The following is a 16,309-nucleotide window of genomic DNA, read 5'->3' on the forward strand; positions in this document are numbered from 1 at the left end:
CATCCCGCCCCTGACCTGCTCCGGTCAGCCCGCTCGACTCTCTACCATAGAGAGAACGTGCCGGACGCGCAAGTGATTCTTCACGCTCGTAGAGCGAGGCGCAACTGCACCGCGCGCACGATGCCGAAAAGGTGTCGCACAACTCTACAGCAGATCGCTCCCCTTGCCTACCCCTGAGGACGCACTCGCGCATCTGCTGGAACGACCATAGCCGTCTTTCCGCGCGCGAAGCCCCTGCTGACGCTTCAGGGGAGACGGACGTGCAGCCGCCGGGGATCGGTCGCGTCGTACCCGGTGCGCTCTTCGGCCAACACGAGCCCGTCGCGCATCAGGCCCTCGACGAGCTGTTGGAGCCAGGGAAGGTGCTCGGAGGAAAAGTCCGGTCGAAGCCGGTGCCCGAGGGTCAAGAGGTCGAGCTCGGTGCCGTCGGGGGCCTGCCGCAGGTATTCGATCAGGCGACCGCGATAGTACCGGGTCGAGCCGGCGAAAGGTGTCTCCCGCTTGAGCCGGGTGCCACGAGGAAGGGCGCTTAGCAGCGTCTGGATCTCGGGGAAGGATCGGCAGCAGGCCTGGAGGGGACAGGTCAGGCAGGCCGGCCGGCGCGCCGTGCACTGCACGGCGCCGAGCTCGATCAGGGCCTGGTTCCAGTCGTATCCCTGTCCGGGTGGCACCAGACGTTCGGCCAGCGCATCGAGCTGGCGAGCGCTCAGCCGGCGAGCCGGCAGCTCCGGCCCGACGAACACCCGGTGCAGCACCCGGGCGATGTTGGTGTCCCAGAAACCGACATCCTCGCCGAAGGCAAAGCACAGCACCGCGCCAGCCGTGTAGCGCCCGATTCCCGGCAGCCGTTCCAGCTTGGCCCGATCGCGCGGCATCTGCCCGCCATGGCGCTCCACGACAGCTTGCGCCGTGCGCTGCAGGTACACTGCCCGCCGGTTGTAGCCCAGTCCGGCCCACACTTTGATCACCTCGGCGGTCGACGCTGCCGCCAGGCTCTGGATGGTCGGGAAGCGGTTCAGGAACTCCCGATATTTGGGGATGACGCGCTCAGCCTGTGTCTGCTGGAGCATGATCTCGGAGACGAGGATATGGTACGGATCGCGAGTCTGCCGCCAGGGCAGGTCGCGGTGCCCGGCCCGGTACCAGGCCAGCAGCCGCTCCCGGATCTCTGCGATCCGCTCTGGTTGAAGCTCGTCGAGAGGGTCGATCCGCTCCGTCTCGCTCATGGCTGTGTCATACACCAGGCTGCTGGCCTATGACTAGCGCCCGCCTCGCTCCGCGTCCCACAGCGGCGCTCCTGCGCTATGATGCCGTAGGGATAGAGGAGGCGCGCGATGCGACGACTGCGGATCGGGGTGATCGGTGCCGGCACGATCGCCCAGAGCGCGCACCTGCCGGCTATCCGGCGGCTGGCCGATGAGCTGGAACTGGTAGCGATCGCCGACGTGCGGGCGGAGGTGGCGGCCGATGCCGCCCGGCGCTTCGGCGCCGAGGCCTGGTACGTCGACTACCGGGAGCTCATCGCCCGGCCCGATATCGACCTGGTGGATATCTGCACGCCCGAGTTCCTGCACTGCGAGCAGGCCGTCGCCGCGGCGGAAGCCGGCAAGCATGTCCTGTGCGAGAAGCCGATGGCCTCGACCCTTCAGGAGGCCGACGCCATGATCGCCGCCGCCCGGCGCAATGGCGTCAAGTTGATGATCGGCCACAGCCGGCGCTTCACCCGGCGCTACCAGGAAGTGGCTCGGCTGATCCGCGAAGGTGCCGTCGGTGCGGTTCGCCTGGTGCGCGAGAACGAGCGGCGGCCGAGAGCGATGTACGGTGGGCTCGAGCTGCAGGTTAGCCACTGGGCACCGGAGGGTGGCCGCCCCTGGCTGGCCTCGGCTGCCTACTCGCAGGGGGCTGCCCTCACCAACGCGGTACACGAGACGGATCTCGCGCGCTGGTTCACCGGCAGTGAGGCGCTCTCGATCTACGCAGCGGCGCGGGTCACCGAGCCCGGCGGCGAGGTTCCCGACTTCCTCACGTACGTCGTCACCTTCGCCAGCGGCGCAATCGCGGCGGCTGAGATCGTCAACCAGCTCCCGGCCGGCTACCCCTACTACCACATGCTCGAGGTGGTCGGCACCGATGGCATGATCAGGGCCACCGACCCGCCGATGTCTCCCATGGAGATCTGGCGGGCGGACGGGATGGCCTACCCGCTCAACTTCAGCCACCTGCTGCACGTCGATGATGCCTACCTCCAGGAGATCGCCGCGTTTGCCCGTTGTGTGCGCGAGGACAGCGAGCCGCCGCTCGATCCCTGGGACGCTCGCCAGGCGCTCGCGCTGTCGATCGCCGCAGTGCGCTCCAGCCAGCTCGGCCAGCCGGTGACGCTCGCCGCGGTCGAAGCCGAAGGGAAGGGGCTCCAAGGTGCGTGAGCTCACTGTCGGCCTTATCGGACGCGGAGACGCGCTCGACAGCCTGGCCCACGCCGCGCGCTACCGCCCCGGCATCCGGCTCGCGGGTCGTGTCGATCCCGGCGCGCCGTTGCCGGACGCCGACCGCCTTATCTGCGCGGGGTCGAGTTCCAGCGAGCGCGCTGCCGTCGTCGCGCTCGCCCTGGCGGCTGGGCGTCGGATAGCGATGCCGCCGCTCCTGGCTCTGGACGATGAGGCACGCCGGGCCCTGGCCAGCGGATCGATCGTACAGGTGAGCCCGCTGGTCGGCTATGCTCCGCTCCGCGAGGTGGCCCAGCGGGTACGCCGGGGTGAGATCGGTCGCCCCTATGGGCTGTTCGCCCTCCATCACCTTCCGAGGGATGCGGCGGCAGACCTCGATGCTCGCCTCGCCGATCTCCTCCACTACGTGCTGGAGGTGCTGGAGAGCCCGGTCGTTCGGGTATACGCCCGGCGCTCGGCGCTCTTCGGGGAGCAGGACGACACCTGGCACGCGATCCTGCACCTGGCAGACGAGACGCTGGTGACCCTGGAGGTCGCGGCCTGCCTGCCGGCGGGCTGGCCGGAGCCGGAGCGGCTCCTGGTGGAGGTGACTGGTTCCGATGCCGTACTCCGCGCCGAGCCGACGCGGCAGGCAGTCCACGCTACCAAGCGAGACGGCTCGACCCGTGCTGTGCCATGGTGGCCCGATCCGTCCGCGGGGTACCTGGAAGCGGCGCTCGCGCGCCTGGAGCAGACCGACCCTCCGAGCGAGTTGCGCTACCTGGAGGTCCTGTCTGCCCTGCTGTCCGCCGCGACCGAACAGCAGGCGGTGCGCCTCGCGGATACCGGGGCATGACCGCGATACCTGAGCAGGCCAGAAGACGGCGCTAGGGCGACGTCAAACGTCGCCCTAGCGCCCCTCCTCACGTGCGGGCTCTTGCCGTTCGTCACAATCTACGTTGACCCCCGGGCAATCGGTTTCATCTAGCAGAAATGCTCGAGCCGAGGCCAGGAGGCGCTCGTACCAGCCGGGTTCCTGTGGATCGAACCAGTGCACGTTCGGCAGGCGTCGCAGCCAGGTCATCTGGTGGCGGGCATAACGGTGGGTATCGTACTTGATCCGCTCGATCGCTTCTTCCAGGCTGCACTCGCCCCGGAGGTACGCCACGATCTGGCGGTAGCCGAGCGCGGTGAGGGCTGGAGCGTCGGGAGACACCCCGGCCTCGAGCAGCCGGCGCACCTCCTCGACCAGTCCACGCTCGATCTGGCGCTCGACGCGCTCATCGATCCGCCGGTACAGCTCGTCGCGCGGGAGCGTGAGGCCGAGGATCAACACGTGCCAGGGTGGTGGGCGGCGTCCTTCGAGTTCGGTCATCGGCCGGCCAGTCGTCGCGTAGATCTCGAGGGCACGGATCACCCGGCGGACGTTCTCCGGCGGAATCCGGGCCGCGGCCGCTGGATCCACCTGGGCCAGCTCGCGGTGCAGGCTTTCCGGCCCCTCCACGCTCGCTCGGTGTTCGAGACGCGCGCGGAGTTCCGGGTCTGGTGGCGCGGGCGGGATCTGCCAGCCCTCCAGCACTGCCCGGATGTAGAGCGGTGTCCCGCCAGCCAGAATCGGCACGTGCCCGCGCGCGTGCACGGCGGCGATCGCCTGGTAGGCGTCTCGCTGGTAGAGCGCAAGCGAGTAGTCGTCGCGCGGGTCGAGGATGTCGATGAGGTGATGGGGCACCGCGGCCCGCTCCTCTGGGGTCGGCTTGTCGGTTCCGATGTCCATGCCGCGATAGAGGTAGCGCGAATCGGCTGAAATCACCTCGCCGTCGAGATCGCGGGCCAGGCGAATGGCGGTTGCCGTCTTGCCGACTGAGGTCGGCCCGACGAGCGCGATGACCGGCGGCTTGCCGCGCTTCTGCGCGGCTGGTAGACTCTCGGCGGCCTGATCACGCTTCTGCTTGGCCAGAGAGCCCCGGAGGGAACCAGTTTGCTCAAGTTGATGGTCCAGTCTCTCAAGATCGCCGCCATCCTGGTCCTGGCGGCCGTGATCGTCGTGACGACCCAGCGCACGCTCGCGCGCTACCTGGAGGAGTCCAACGCCAACGTCGGGCAACCGGTGACGTTCGTCGTCGAGCCGGACGAGTCGGTCGACAGCATCGCCGCGCGCTTGCAAGAGGAGGGACTCATCCGCTCCCCGACGTACTTCAAGTTGCGGATGCGGCTGAGCAACGCCGACACCAAGATCCAGGCGGGCCGCTTCGTGCTGTATACCGGTATGTCGGTCAATCAGATCATTCAAACGCTCACGACCTCCGAGCCGATCGAAGTCGTTCAAGTGCGCTTCCAGGAAGGCTGGCGTCTTGAGGAGTATGCTGAACATCTCGTCGAGATCGGTCTCATCTCCTCGCCAGAGGAGTTCATCGATGCGGCGCAGGGGGAATCGTGGCGGACGACGTACGATTTCCTGCGCGATCTCCCACCCGGCGCCAGTCTCGAAGGATACCTCTTCCCCGACACCTATGAATTCCGGGCTGACGCGACGCCCGAGGACATCGTCCGCACGATGCTCGATACCTTTGGCCGCCGGGTAACGCCCGAGCTGCGGGCACGAGCTGCCGAGCGGGGCTTGACCCTCCACCAGGTTCTGACCATCGCGTCCATCGTCGAGCGGGAGGCAGTCATCCCTGAGGAGCGCCCGATCATCGCCTCGGTCTTCTACAACCGCCTGAGCCAGAACATGCCGCTGCAAGCGGATCCGACTGTGCAGTACGTCGTGGGCCAGGCCGGGAACTGGTGGCCACAGATCACCCCACAAGACATCGAGCAACGGAGCTTGTACAACACGTACCAGAATACCGGCTATCCCCCAGGGCCGATCTGCAATCCGAGCCTGGCCTCGATCGAGGCCGCTGTCAACCCGGCCGACACAGACTATCTCTATTTCGTCGTCAAGGGTGACGGCTCCGGCGGCCACGTCTTCGCCGTTACCTACGAGGAGCACCTGCGCAACATCAACGAGCAGCATGGGGGATAGACACGATGGCCGGCCCGCCGCTCGCCGTCGGCTTGATCGGCTACCCGGTCGAGCATAGCCTCTCGCCCGCCTTCCAGCAGGCCGCCTTCGACGCGCTGGGTATCCCGGCGCGCTACGAGCTCTGGCCGACTCCGCCGGAATCCCTCGATGAGCGTTTTCGCGCGCTCCGAGCGCCGGGCGTGCTCGGGGCGAACGTGACCGTGCCGCACAAGCGTGCTGCGTTCGCCCGCGTCGATCACGTGGCCGAGCGCGCCCAGCGGGCGGGCGCTGTCAATACCGTCGTCAACCGCGGCGGCACGCTCTACGGCGACAACACCGATGTGCCGGGATTTCTGGCGCCGCTGCGCGAGCGCGGAGTGCCGCTCGCCGAGCTGGTGGTCGTCGTGCTGGGTGCTGGCGGTGCCGCTCGCGGCATCCTGGTAGCGCTGGGAGAGGCGGGCTGCCGGCAGGTGGTCGTCGCGAACCGGACGCCTGAACGGGCTCGAGAGCTGGCAGCAGCGTTCGGGGCAGTTGCCTCGTCGCTCGACCATCGGCTGGCATCTCACCTGACGCGCGCCGGCCTGCTCGTCAACGCCACGAGTGTCGGCTGGGACGGGGTGTCGCTCCCGCTCGACGCCGCGCTGCTGGAGGCGCTCCCGGCGACCGCGCTCGTCTACGACCTCACCTACCACGATACGCCGTTCCTCCAGGCGGCGCGGCGCCGTGGCCTGGAGACGATCGATGGTCTCGGCATGCTGGTGCATCAGGGTGCGGAGTCGTTCCGGCTCTGGACTGGCCAGGAGCCACCGCTCGCGGTGATGTGGCAGGCAGCGCTGGCTGCCCGCCGGGCGCGCGAGAAGCCCGCGCATTGACCGTGACTTTCGGGTCATACGCGCCGCCCAGCCTCCGGCGAGAATAGAGCTGCAAGAGCGTGTGGTGGGATGGAGACGGCCAGATGCCGGCTGGTACGGCGCTCTTCGCCCTGGCGGTCGTCGCTGCGGGGGTCACGGGGTATCTCGCTGGAGGGCTCATCCATGCGATCGCGACACGGCTACCGGCCGGGCAGACGGTTCTCGGCCCGCCGGTCTGTGCCTCCTGCGCGGGCGAGCCGGTGCGGGGGACTGCCTGGCTGATCCGACCCGGCGCCTGCTCGCGCTGCGGGCGGGACGACCGCCGAGCGGCGCTGGTGACACAGATCGCGGGGGCATTGCTGAGCGCGCTGGCGCTGCTGCGCTACGGGACGACGCGGGACGCGCTGGCCGTAGCACTGTTCAGCCTGCTGCTCCTGCTGATCCTGCGGATCGACTGGGAACACCACCTGATCTTCACCATCACGATCGTGCCGGGCATCGGGCTCGCGCTCCTGCTCGCGACGCTGGAATCGCCGGCGACGCTCTTCTCGGCGGCTGTCGCCGGGCTGGGCGCAGCCACGGTTTTCGGCCTTTTCTTCCTGCTCGGTATCGTGCTCTACCGGCGGGCGGCGCTCGGAGCCGGGGATATCTTGCTGGCCGGGCTGATCGGGACAATGACCGGGGTGCGAGGGGTCGTGCCAGCGCTCTTCCTGGGAATGGCTGCGGCCGCTGTCATCGGTCTCCTGCTCGTCGCGTTGCGGCGGAAAGGCCGTATGGACTACATCCCGTACGGTGCCTACCTCTGTGCCGGTACGATCGTGGCCCTCTTCCTCTGGGGGCCGGCCGGCTGAGGCGAGGCGCTGCCCTGGTGGCTACAGCCAGGGCAACGCCTGTAAGATCACCGGTGCTGCTTGTGTCCCTCGCGGGGATGGTAGCTCAAGACCAGGCGGGACTCGTCGTCCGCTCTCGTTTCGAGCCAGACCCGCCGGCCCCAGAGCCGGTAGATATGCTCCATCGTCTTCTCGGCCCAGTCGAGATCGAGCTTGCGCCCGTCCCAGGAGTGGCGCAGGTAGAGCTCCAGGTTGCCCTCGTAGTCGCCATCCTCGACCAGAATCACCGGCGTCTGGTTGCCGCCCAGCTCGCCGATGAGCCGCTCGCGCACGGCCTCCCAGTCCTTGTCAACGATCACCAGCTCATCTCCCTGGCGCTCGTAGAGGTAGAGATCGAGCTCGTCCACCAGTTCCCGGGTCAGGTAGTTGCGGATCAGGGAGATATCGTTCTCGACCTCGCGCACCTCGAAGAGGTGCCGCTCGCCGTGGCGCCGCTCGATATCGAGGAGCATCTGGTAGCCCAGATAGTACGGGTTGAGCCGGCGTGGCGATGGCTGCAAGATCGCCGCGTGCAGGCGAGCGAATTCGAGGTGCTCATCGGCAGAGAGATCCAGCTCGCGCATGATCCGGGCGTGCCAGTATGACGCCCAGCCCTCGTTGAGCACCTTGGTCTGGATCTGCGGGATGAAGTACTGCATCTCAGCCCGCACGATCGAGACCACATCTCGCTCCCAGTCGTCGAGGATCGGCGAGTGGTCCCGGATGAAGGCGAGCAGATCGCGGGCCGGCTCGGCTGGGCGGCGCCGGCTGCGCCGCGGGGAGGGGTCGGGATTCCTCGGCTCTGCCGAGCGGTCGTAACGCCAGAGATCGTCGTACGGCTTCGGCTGCCGAGCCGTCGGTGTCTCTGCTGGCTCGTCCTCTTCGTCGGAGGCGTAGAGATCGACGTGCTCCTGGATCGAGAGGACGGCGTCGAGCAGCCGCTCGACCTCGGTCTCTCCGTGCTCGAACTCGTAGCGCTCGATCCGCTCGGCGTTGAGCGAGACGGTATCGAGCATCCGGCGGGAGGTGCGGGCGAAGTAGGCGTTGTTCGCGAAGAAGTCGCTGTGCCCCAGCACATGAGCTACCACGAGCGTGTTCTGGAGCACCGTGTTGGTGTCCAGCAGGAAGGCGTGGCACGGGTTGGTGTTGATGACCAGCTCGTAGATCTTGCTCAGGCCGTAGTCGTAGAGCGTCTTCTGGACCTGGTAGGCCTTACCGTGAGTCCAGTGCGAGAAGCGGCCCGGCATCCCATAGGAGCCGATCTCGTACATCACGGTGGCCGGCACGATCTCGAAGTGGGTCGGGAAGGGGCGCAGGCCGAGGCGACTCCCGACCTCCCAGACCTCGGCGATTCGCGCTTCGAGCTGGGCCAGTTGGGCTGGTGTCATCTTAGACACGCGCCACCTCCCGGGCTTCAGGGCCGAAGAACCGGCGAAGCGCCGGGTAGACATCGACCTTGTCACTAATGGTCACGGTGACCAGCTTCGGGCTATTGATGCGCTCCAGCGTGTGCATCAGCGTGCTCTGGTAGGTGTAGCGTCCCTGCCGGATCTCGCCGTAGCCGAACTGGTTGCTCCGCTCGATCAACTGCTCGGCCAAGCGGCGGCAGAGATCGTTGTCCGAAGGCCAGTTATCGCCGTCGGAGAAGTGGAAGGGATAGATGTTCCACGACTCCGGATCGAAGCGCTCCTCGATCATCTGGAGCGCGAGCTGGTAGGCCGAACTGGCACGAGTACCACCGCTCTCGCCGCGGGTGAAGAACTCCTCCTCCGTGACCTCTTTCGCCTCCGTGTGATGGGCGATGAAGCGGATCTCGACATGATCGTAGCGGGTGCGCAGGAAGCGCACCATCCAGTAGTAGAACGCCCGGCTGATGTACTTCTCGAACGTGCCCATCGAGCCAGACACGTCCATCATCGCGATCACGACGGCGTTCGATTCGCGTTTGACGTCCCGCTCCCAGGTCTTGAAGCGGAGGTCGTCGTTCTTCAGCTCGCCGAAGCGCGGGTTACCGCGCTTGGCGTTGCGTTTGATGTTCTCCCGAATGGTCCGCTTCTTGTCCAGGTTCGCGAAGGGGCCGTGCTTGCGGATATCGGTGAAGCGGACTGCCTCAGACTCCAGCTCGCGCAGTCGCTTCTCCTCCAGGTTCGGGAGCTCCAGGTCTTCGAAGATCAACTGGCCGAGCTCCTCGACCGTCAACTCAGCTTCGTAGTAGTCGATCCCCGGCTGATCGCCGGCCTGCTTCCCCTGGCCCGGCCCCTGGCCTGGGCCGACCCGGCCGATCACGTCGCCGACCTTGGAGCCGCCCTCGCCCTGGCCGACCTGCGGGTAGCTGTTCGGATCGAAGCGGAAGCGATACTCCTCGAGCGTCCGGATCGGGACGCGCACCAGCTTCTTCCCGTCGCTGGTGATGATCGACTGCTCGCTGACGATATCAGCGAGGTTCTGCTTGATCGCCTCCTTGACTTTTTGCATGTGGCGCGCCTGGTCGATGGCGCCCTTACGATGCAACGACCAATCGTCACGGGTCAGTGAGATCGAGAACATGGCTGCACCACCCTCGCAAGCGTCGCTCAGCCCCACGCTAGCGGTTGAGCAGCGCACCGACGTACTTGAGCAACTCGTTGGCGCAGACCGGGCAGTAACCGTGCTGCTGCACGAGCCGGTCGATCACCTCGTTGATCCGCCGGAGCTGATCGGCATCCGGGGTCTTGGTCGAGGTGGTGATCTTGACGACGTCGCGCAGGTCGGCGAAGAGCTTCTTCTCGATCGCTTCCCGCAGCCGCTCGTGCGAGGTGTAGTCGAACTTCTGCCCCCGCCGGGCCAGCGACGAGATCTTGATCAGGATCTCCTCGCGGAACTGCCGCTTAGTGTTCTCGGTGATACCGATCTGCTCCTCGATCGAGCGCATCAGCCGCTCGTCCGGTTCCATCTCCTCCTCGGTGATCGGATCGATCACCTTGGTCTTGTTGCAGTACGCCTCGACATTGTCCAGGTAGTTGTTGAGCAGCGTGCGGGCCGACTCTTCGAACGAGTAGACGAACGCCCGCTGGACCTCGCGCTTGGCCATCTCGTCGTACTCGCGCCGTGCTTCGGCGATCAGGTTCAACAGCCGCTCCCGCTCCTCGCGGGTGATGCTGGTGTGCTGCTCCAACCCATCGCGCAGGCTGCGCAGCACGTCGATCGCGTTGATGCAGGTGACGCCGTCGCGCACGATCGCCGCCGAGATCCGGTTGATGACGTAGCGCGGCGAGACGCCGTCCATCCCCTCACGCACTGCCTCTTCTTGCAGCTCTCGCACGTCCTGCTGCGTGTAGCCCTCGACGGACTGTCCATCGTAGAGCTTGAGCTTCTTCATCAGGGTCATACCGGCCTTCTTGCTCTCCTCCAGGCGGGAGAGCACGGCGAAGGTCGCGGCGGTCTCCAGCGTGCCCGGAGCGATGTGGACATCTTGGATCGCGCTCTGCCTGAGCAGCTTCTCGTAGATCTTCACCTCATCGGAGACGCGCAGGTTGTACGGCACCTTGACCAGGATGATCCGGTCTTGCAGCGCCTCGCTCCGCTTGTTGCCGACGAACGCGTTGTACTCGTGCTCGTTGGTATGGCTAACTACCACCTCGTCGGCGTAGATCATCGAGAAGCGCCCGGTCTTGATGTTCTGCTCCTGAGAAAGCGTGAGCAGGACATAGAGGAAACGCTCGTCCACCTTCAGCATCTCGATGAACTCGACCAGGCCACGATTGGCAATATTCAGCTCTCCGTCGAACCGGTAGGCCCGGGGGTCGGACTCGGAGCCGACTTCACCGATCGTCGACAGATCGATGCCGCCGACCAGCTCGGCGATGTCCTGGCTCTTGGGATCCGAGGGGGTGAAGGTGCCGATGCCGATGCGATGTTTCTCGGAGAAGGCGATGCGTGTCACCGGCACGTCCTCGTGCCGGCCGGTAAACGGCTGGCCTGGTCGGCTCCAGGGGTGATTGGGCCCACGCTCGGCTCGTTCGAGCTGGAACCGGCACCACGGGCAGAGTTCGCCCTCGATGTAAATCCCGTACTCCCGCATCAGCTCGTCGCGGATGGTCTCGGGGACCAGATGGAGCGGCTCCTCGTGCATCGGGCAGCCCTTGATAGCGTAGACCGCGCCGCGGTCAGTACGGGTGTACTGCTCGAGCCCGCGCTTGAGCTTGGCGACGATGGTCGATTTTCCGCCGCCCACCGGCCCCATGAGGAGCAAGATGCGCTTGCGTACCTCGAGCCGCTGCGCTGCGGAACGGAAGTACTCGACGATCTGCTCGAGCGGCTTCTCGAGACCGAAGATCTCGTCGGCGAAGAAGGCGTAGCGGATCCGGCCGTCGTCCAACTGCTCGACGCCGGCATCCATGATCATGTTGTAGATCCGGGCATGCGCGAGCTGAGCAACCTGTGGGTTCTTGAGCACCAGCTCGAAGTAGTCGGCGAAGGTGCCCTCCCAGTTCAGCCGCTCCTCTTCGGCCCGGTATGCCTCGAGTCGTTCGATGAGTCCCATCACTGTTCCTCTCTCTGTAGGCACGCGTGGCTTGTTCCGTCGCTCGGCGCTCGTGCCCTCGTGCCCAGTTGCATCGATGAATCGTCGACCGTTCGACGTCATCGGCTGCTCCTCCGTAACGATCACCTAACGAGCCCTGAGAAAGACGCGCTCAGGGCCGATTCGACAACGCCGGATCAACACAGGCCGCTGGCCTGTACCCAGACGACGCCTTGTAAAGCTGGGAGAATGCCCACCGTAGCCTGGTCATCGGTGGGTACAATCACGCTCTTCCCACAAGCGTGACGAAATCATCTTGTACGCACGCACCGCGTTCGCCATCGATCGCCGTGAACGCTCGCGCGTGACGCTAACCCTGTGCTGCCACCCCCTCTCGCCCAGCCCCCCGGCTGGCAAGGCGCCAGGTGCCACTCTCGCTCTGGAGGCAAGCGCCAGGCGAGGCGGGAACCGCGGACTCCCGACCGGGGTATGGCTCGAGCGGAGCCAAACTGAAATGGAACGTGCGGGTCTTACACTATCTATAACGGCGGACGGGTCGAGTTGGATTCGCCCGCAGCCGCCACCTCAGGAGATCTAGAACTACGGTACTACACCTGGAGGGCTACCAGCAAGTCGGCCCAATCTACGCGCCTTAACGGCATCAGGAACTGCCCGGTGGCGACCGGACGGTGCCGTGCGGAGAGTTACAGGATTTCACTCCTCTGGCGGACACGCCCCAGGCAGCCAGAGCTCGCCCCCGCAGTCGGTCGTGCTGCCGTAACTCGCTCGCAGTCGATGACGCCCGGTCTTGCGCGGGCACCCTCGATCGCTTCTGCGTCATGCCGGATGGGAGCGGCATGGGAAGACACCCTCGTCGCTTGTTAACATGCACAGCTCGACATTATGTCGAGTTTGGGGTGTGCCGAGAGTATACCTGAGCGTGACCCCCGGCACCACCAGCAGCACCAGCCTGCCCTGGTATGCTAGGCGAGCGAGCGAAGGGAGACCGGCGCCGTGCGCGTGCTGATCATCGCCGATATGGAAGGCGTCAGCGGCATCGAGACCTACGAAGCAACGGTCCGTACTCACCCAGCTTACGCTGGTGGGGTGCAGCTCATGGCCGCCGAGGTGAACGCGCTGGCCGAGGCGGCGTTCGAAGCGGGCGCGGTCTCCGTCTCGGTCATCGACTGGCATGGCGGTGGCGGTAATCTCCGGCCCGATTTGCTGCATCCGCGCATCGCGGTCGTCCCGGAGGATCTCGGGCGCGGCTATGACGTGGCGATCCTCAGCGGCTTCCACGCCATGGCCGGTGCCGAGAATGCGTTCCTGAGCCATACGATGACCAGTGGGCTCGCCCTGACGCTCGAGGGGCGTCCCGCCGGCGAGCTGGCGCTGCTGAGCCGGTGGGCCGGCGAGCACGAGATTCCGATCGGCCTTGTCACCGGCGACCGGGCAACGTCGCTGGAAGCCGAGACCTGGCTCGATCAGACACCGACACTGACCGTCAAGCAGGCGGTCACCTGGGACCGTGCCACGGCCCTCCCGGTCGAGCAGGCGCATCGAGCCCTGCGGGAGATGGTCGCGCGGGTGCTGGGACGTCCTGACCGGTGGTGGGTGTATCGCCCTACCCGGCCGGTCGAAGCCCTGGTGCGACTCCAGCGCGCGACCGAGCTGGCGGCGCGGATTCCGGGCGTGTCGCTGGAGGACGGATCGCTGCGGGTGAGGCTCCCGAGCGTCAAGGCGCTGATCGACCTGATCGATGTCTTTACGGCGCTGATGCGTTCCGAAGAGCAGCGCGAGCTGCTGGAAGCCATCGCTGCCGACCCGGCGGCCGGCCTCATTCTGGAGCGAGAGCGGGCGCGCCGACGAGGGCAACTCCGGCGTGCGGGTCCCTGGCCGAGCAGATGATGCCCCCGTGCCCATCATCGAGCGTGGCGGGACCTTTTGGGGATCGCGCGAGTGGCTATAATCCTGCTGGGCCCCGGGCGAGGAAGGGGGCCAACCCTCGTGGGTGATCCTGGACGTGCCGTACACGGGCTTCTCACCGCAGCGGTTCCTCGCAGTGCTACTGGCGAGCCTGCCGATCTGGCTGCTGGTTCTCGGCTTGCTGGCAACCCCATCGTTTTGCCGCTGTGGTGCCGATTTGCCGCATGCCCATGCCCTGTTCGAGCTCCCAGGGCACACGCATGCCTCTGGCGGGGACGCTCATCGCCATGGGCATGTCTATCAGCACTCCTCGTCTTCTGGGGGGCAGGGAGCTGATGGCGAGGTGCTACAGAGCTGGCCTGATCCCCTGACCTGGGCCAATGGACTCGCGATCTGGGTGGCAACCATCGTCCTCTTCTCCTTCGGGCGTTCGGTACTGCTGTCCTGCTGGTGTCAGCGCCTGTTCGGGCACCTCGGACCTTCCCTCACTCCCCCGCCTAGGCAAGCGGTCGTGTAGCGCCGAACGGCGGCGCGACGGCAGCAAAAGTTGGGTACTCTACGATTCCGGCCAGGCGAAGAGGGGTCGCGCATGTCTACGAAGCTGCTTCTTGCTGGCCCGCCCCTGCTCCTGATCCTCGGGGTGTTCATCGTGTTCGCGGCTGAGCCGCCGCGCGTGTTGCCGCGACTCGATCTGGCGCCGAGCTTCCAGCTCACCGACCCGGCCGGGCAGCCGGTGTCCGGTGACAACTTGCTCGGATCGATGGTGCTCTACTCGTTCGTCGGCGCCAGGTGTGACACGTCTTGCGCGTCGACACTCGACCTCCTGCGCACGCTCGAGCCGGAGACCATGCGCGGGAGAACAGTGCCAGTGCGGCTGGTGACGATCATCGCCGAGCCCGCAGACCTGGAACAGATCCGAGCGATCGCCTCGGTTGCGCGGCCATCGAGTGGAAACTGGCTCGTGCTGGGCGGTGATGACACGGCGGTGCGGTTGGCTCGGCAAGGGTTTCGGGTGCCGGTGTTAGCTGGCGGAACGGGAGCGTCCAGTATCGAGCCAACGCTGGTGCTCGTCGATCCGGCCGGCATCGTGCGCGCGGTCTACCGAGCTCCCTTGCCGGCGAGTTCAGCGGTGAAGGACGACCTGGCGGTGCTGGAGAGAGAGCTCGCGAGCGCGCGCGGGCCGAAGCGACTGCTCTATGAGGGGTTGCACCTCTTTACCTGCCGAGTGCCGTGAGGAGTCTGCGATGCGTTGGTCGAGGCAACAGATCGTTCTCGTCGCCGCCGTGAGCCTGCTTGCGACGTCCCTGCTCGGCGTCGCCGGCTGGTGGTGGCGCAGTGCAACCGGTGTGGGTTCGGTCAACGGCTTGGAGCTGGAGGCGCCGAAAGCGGTGCCGGAGCTGCCGCTGCAGGGCTCGGATGGCCAGGCCCACCGCTTCCAGGACTTCCGCGGGAAGGTCGTTCTCGTCTACTTCGGCTACACCACCTGCCCCGACGCCTGTCCCATGACCTTGAGCAAGTTCGCGCGCGTGAAAGCGCTGCTCGGTGAGCGGGCCGAGGATGTCCAGGTGGTGATGGTGACCGTCGATCCCCAGCGGGATACCGCCGGCCGGCTGCGGGAGTACCTCGAAGTGTACGGGGTTGACTTCCTCGGCTTGACCGGAGACGAGGCGACGATCCAGGAGCTGGCAGCGGCGTTCGGGGTGTACTACGCGCCCTACGAGTCGGACACGGCGCTCGGTTACCTGGTCGAACACACGACGTCGAGCTTCATCCTCGACCGCCAGGGTCGCCTGCGTATCCTGGCCCCATACGATCTGACTGCCGAGCAGCTCGCCGAGGACGTGCGGTATCTGCTGCGGCGCGACTAGCACGGTCAACCGTTTGGACGTACGGGAGCAAGATCATGACGATACACCGGCGCCTGCTGGCGCGGCCAGCGGTCGTTCTCGCCGTGGTTGTGGTGGCTCTGCTAGCGCTCAGCGCGTGCGGTGAGGCGGGTCAACCAGCGGCTTCACCGTCACCGACGCCGTCGTCGAGGCTCGGGATGGCGTCCAGCCCCACGGCTCCGGAGCAGGACGAAAGTAGCTCCGGTACGGGGGAGGCACTGATCCGTATCCTCGATCCCTGGGCGCGGCCGTCGGCCCAGGCAGGTGAGATGTCGACGAGCGCGGTCTACTTGGTCATTCGCAACCAGGGACAGGAAACGGACCGCCTGCTCCATGCCGAGAGCGACGTGGCGGAGACAGTCGAATTGCACCGGACGACGATGGACGGGGGCATGATGAAGATGGAGCCGGTGCAGGCGATCGAGGTGCCGGCTGGCAGCGACGTGGAGCTGAAGCCGGGCGGGCTCCACATCATGCTCATCGGGCTGAAGCGCGATCTCGAGGTGGGTGACCGCGTGACCGTCACGCTCCGCTTCGAGCGCGCGGGCGAGATGGAGGTGGTGGCCGAGGTGCGGCAGCCGTAGCGTCCACCCCCGACCAGGCGAGCGGGCCGGTCGAGACTGGCTGGCCCGCTCGCCTCGACGTGCCCTCGGTAGCCGCCAGCCGGTGGCTTCGTTCCCGGTGCTGTCGCGCCACATTCCGCACTAACCTCTGGGCAGGAGGCAAGGCCTGCCTGGTGCGATCCAGGGCAGTGTGGCCCGGCCGGCGGTGCTGCGGGCAGTCCGTACGCATTCTCGGGCGGTCGGGGCCCCTGCTATACTGGAGCTGGAGGCCTGCGATGGCACTGCA

14 protein-coding genes are annotated in these 16,309 nt (G+C 66.5%); 9 read left to right on the plus strand and 5 right to left on the minus strand.

All coding sequences use genetic code 11. From position 1 onward, the window contains the following. Positions 1-245 precede the first annotated feature (245 nt). Positions 246-1,226, minus strand: coding sequence for an A/G-specific adenine glycosylase (locus NET02_RS13940; RefSeq protein ID WP_284058039.1), 981 nt, complete (start codon positions 1,224-1,226; stop codon positions 246-248). A 108-nt stretch (positions 1,227-1,334) separates the two neighbouring features. Here NET02_RS13940 and NET02_RS13945 point away from each other — a divergent pair, with 108 nt between their 5' ends. Further along, positions 1,335-2,423, plus strand: coding sequence for a Gfo/Idh/MocA family protein (locus NET02_RS13945; protein ID WP_284058040.1), 1,089 nt, complete (start codon positions 1,335-1,337; stop codon positions 2,421-2,423). Continuing rightward, positions 2,416-3,279 carry a Gfo/Idh/MocA family oxidoreductase gene (locus tag NET02_RS13950; protein WP_284058041.1) on the plus strand — a complete coding sequence of 288 codons (864 nt, stop codon included), beginning with the start codon at positions 2,416-2,418 and terminating at the stop codon, positions 3,277-3,279. Before NET02_RS13945 ends, NET02_RS13950 begins: the two co-directional genes overlap by 8 nt. Positions 3,280-3,333: 54 nt before the next feature. Here the strand turns inward: NET02_RS13950 and miaA are convergent, their stop codons facing one another. Next, entirely contained in the window at positions 3,334-4,308 is a 975-nt protein-coding gene (gene miaA, locus NET02_RS13955) for a tRNA (adenosine(37)-N6)-dimethylallyltransferase MiaA (protein ID WP_347711048.1), read from the minus strand. 93 nt (positions 4,309-4,401) lie between these two features. Here miaA and mltG point away from each other — a divergent pair, with 93 nt between their 5' ends. The 3 genes from mltG (at position 4,402) to NET02_RS13970 (ending at position 7,129) form a co-directional block, all read left to right on the plus strand. Then, positions 4,402-5,448, plus strand: coding sequence for an endolytic transglycosylase MltG (mltG, locus tag NET02_RS13960; protein WP_284058042.1), 1,047 nt, complete (start codon positions 4,402-4,404; stop codon positions 5,446-5,448). Positions 5,449-5,453: 5 nt separating this feature from the next. Continuing rightward, the gene (gene aroE, locus NET02_RS13965) at positions 5,454-6,299 is read left to right on the plus strand and encodes a shikimate dehydrogenase (RefSeq protein WP_284058043.1); all 846 of its coding nucleotides are present in this window, start codon (positions 5,454-5,456) and stop codon (positions 6,297-6,299) included. An 83-nt stretch (positions 6,300-6,382) separates the two neighbouring features. Next, positions 6,383-7,129: a prepilin peptidase gene (locus tag NET02_RS13970; RefSeq protein WP_284058044.1), complete on the plus strand. Its 747-nt coding sequence runs from the start codon at positions 6,383-6,385 to the stop codon at positions 7,127-7,129. Positions 7,130-7,176: 47 nt separating this feature from the next. Here NET02_RS13970 and NET02_RS13975 read toward each other — a convergent pair whose 3' ends face one another. From NET02_RS13975 to NET02_RS13985, 3 genes are read right to left on the minus strand one after another with little or no spacing between them, the layout of a single operon-like run. Beyond that, positions 7,177-8,535, minus strand: coding sequence for a SpoVR family protein (locus NET02_RS13975; protein ID WP_284058052.1), 1,359 nt, complete (start codon positions 8,533-8,535; stop codon positions 7,177-7,179). A 1-nt stretch (position 8,536) separates the two neighbouring features. Beyond that, the gene (gene yhbH, locus NET02_RS13980; RefSeq protein ID WP_284058045.1) at positions 8,537-9,694 is read right to left on the minus strand and encodes a sporulation protein YhbH; all 1,158 of its coding nucleotides are present in this window, start codon (positions 9,692-9,694) and stop codon (positions 8,537-8,539) included. Between the two features lie 37 nt (positions 9,695-9,731). Next, complete coding sequence (locus tag NET02_RS13985; RefSeq protein ID WP_284058046.1) at positions 9,732-11,669, minus strand: PrkA family serine protein kinase; 1,938 nt, start codon at positions 11,667-11,669, stop codon at positions 9,732-9,734. Between the two features lie 993 nt (positions 11,670-12,662). Here NET02_RS13985 and NET02_RS13990 point away from each other — a divergent pair. The 4 genes from NET02_RS13990 (at position 12,663) to NET02_RS14005 (ending at position 16,044) form a co-directional block, all read left to right on the plus strand. Next, positions 12,663-13,556, plus strand: a complete 894-nt coding sequence (locus tag NET02_RS13990) for a M55 family metallopeptidase (protein WP_284058047.1) — start codon at positions 12,663-12,665, stop codon at positions 13,554-13,556. Positions 13,557-14,163: 607 nt separating this feature from the next. After that, positions 14,164-14,808, plus strand: a complete 645-nt coding sequence (locus NET02_RS13995; RefSeq protein ID WP_284058048.1) for an SCO family protein — start codon at positions 14,164-14,166, stop codon at positions 14,806-14,808. Positions 14,809-14,818: 10 nt separating this feature from the next. Continuing rightward, positions 14,819-15,442: an SCO family protein gene (locus NET02_RS14000; protein WP_284058049.1), complete on the plus strand. Its 624-nt coding sequence runs from the start codon at positions 14,819-14,821 to the stop codon at positions 15,440-15,442. A gap of 35 nt (positions 15,443-15,477) precedes the next feature. Next, entirely contained in the window at positions 15,478-16,044 is a 567-nt protein-coding gene (locus NET02_RS14005; protein WP_284058050.1) for a copper chaperone PCu(A)C, read from the plus strand. The last annotated feature ends 265 nt before the right edge of the window (positions 16,045-16,309 follow it).

Origin of the sequence: Thermalbibacter longus (assembly GCF_023806485.1) — a bacterium.
Taxonomy (GTDB): domain Bacteria; phylum Chloroflexota; class Chloroflexia; order Thermomicrobiales; family Thermomicrobiaceae; genus Thermalbibacter; species Thermalbibacter longus.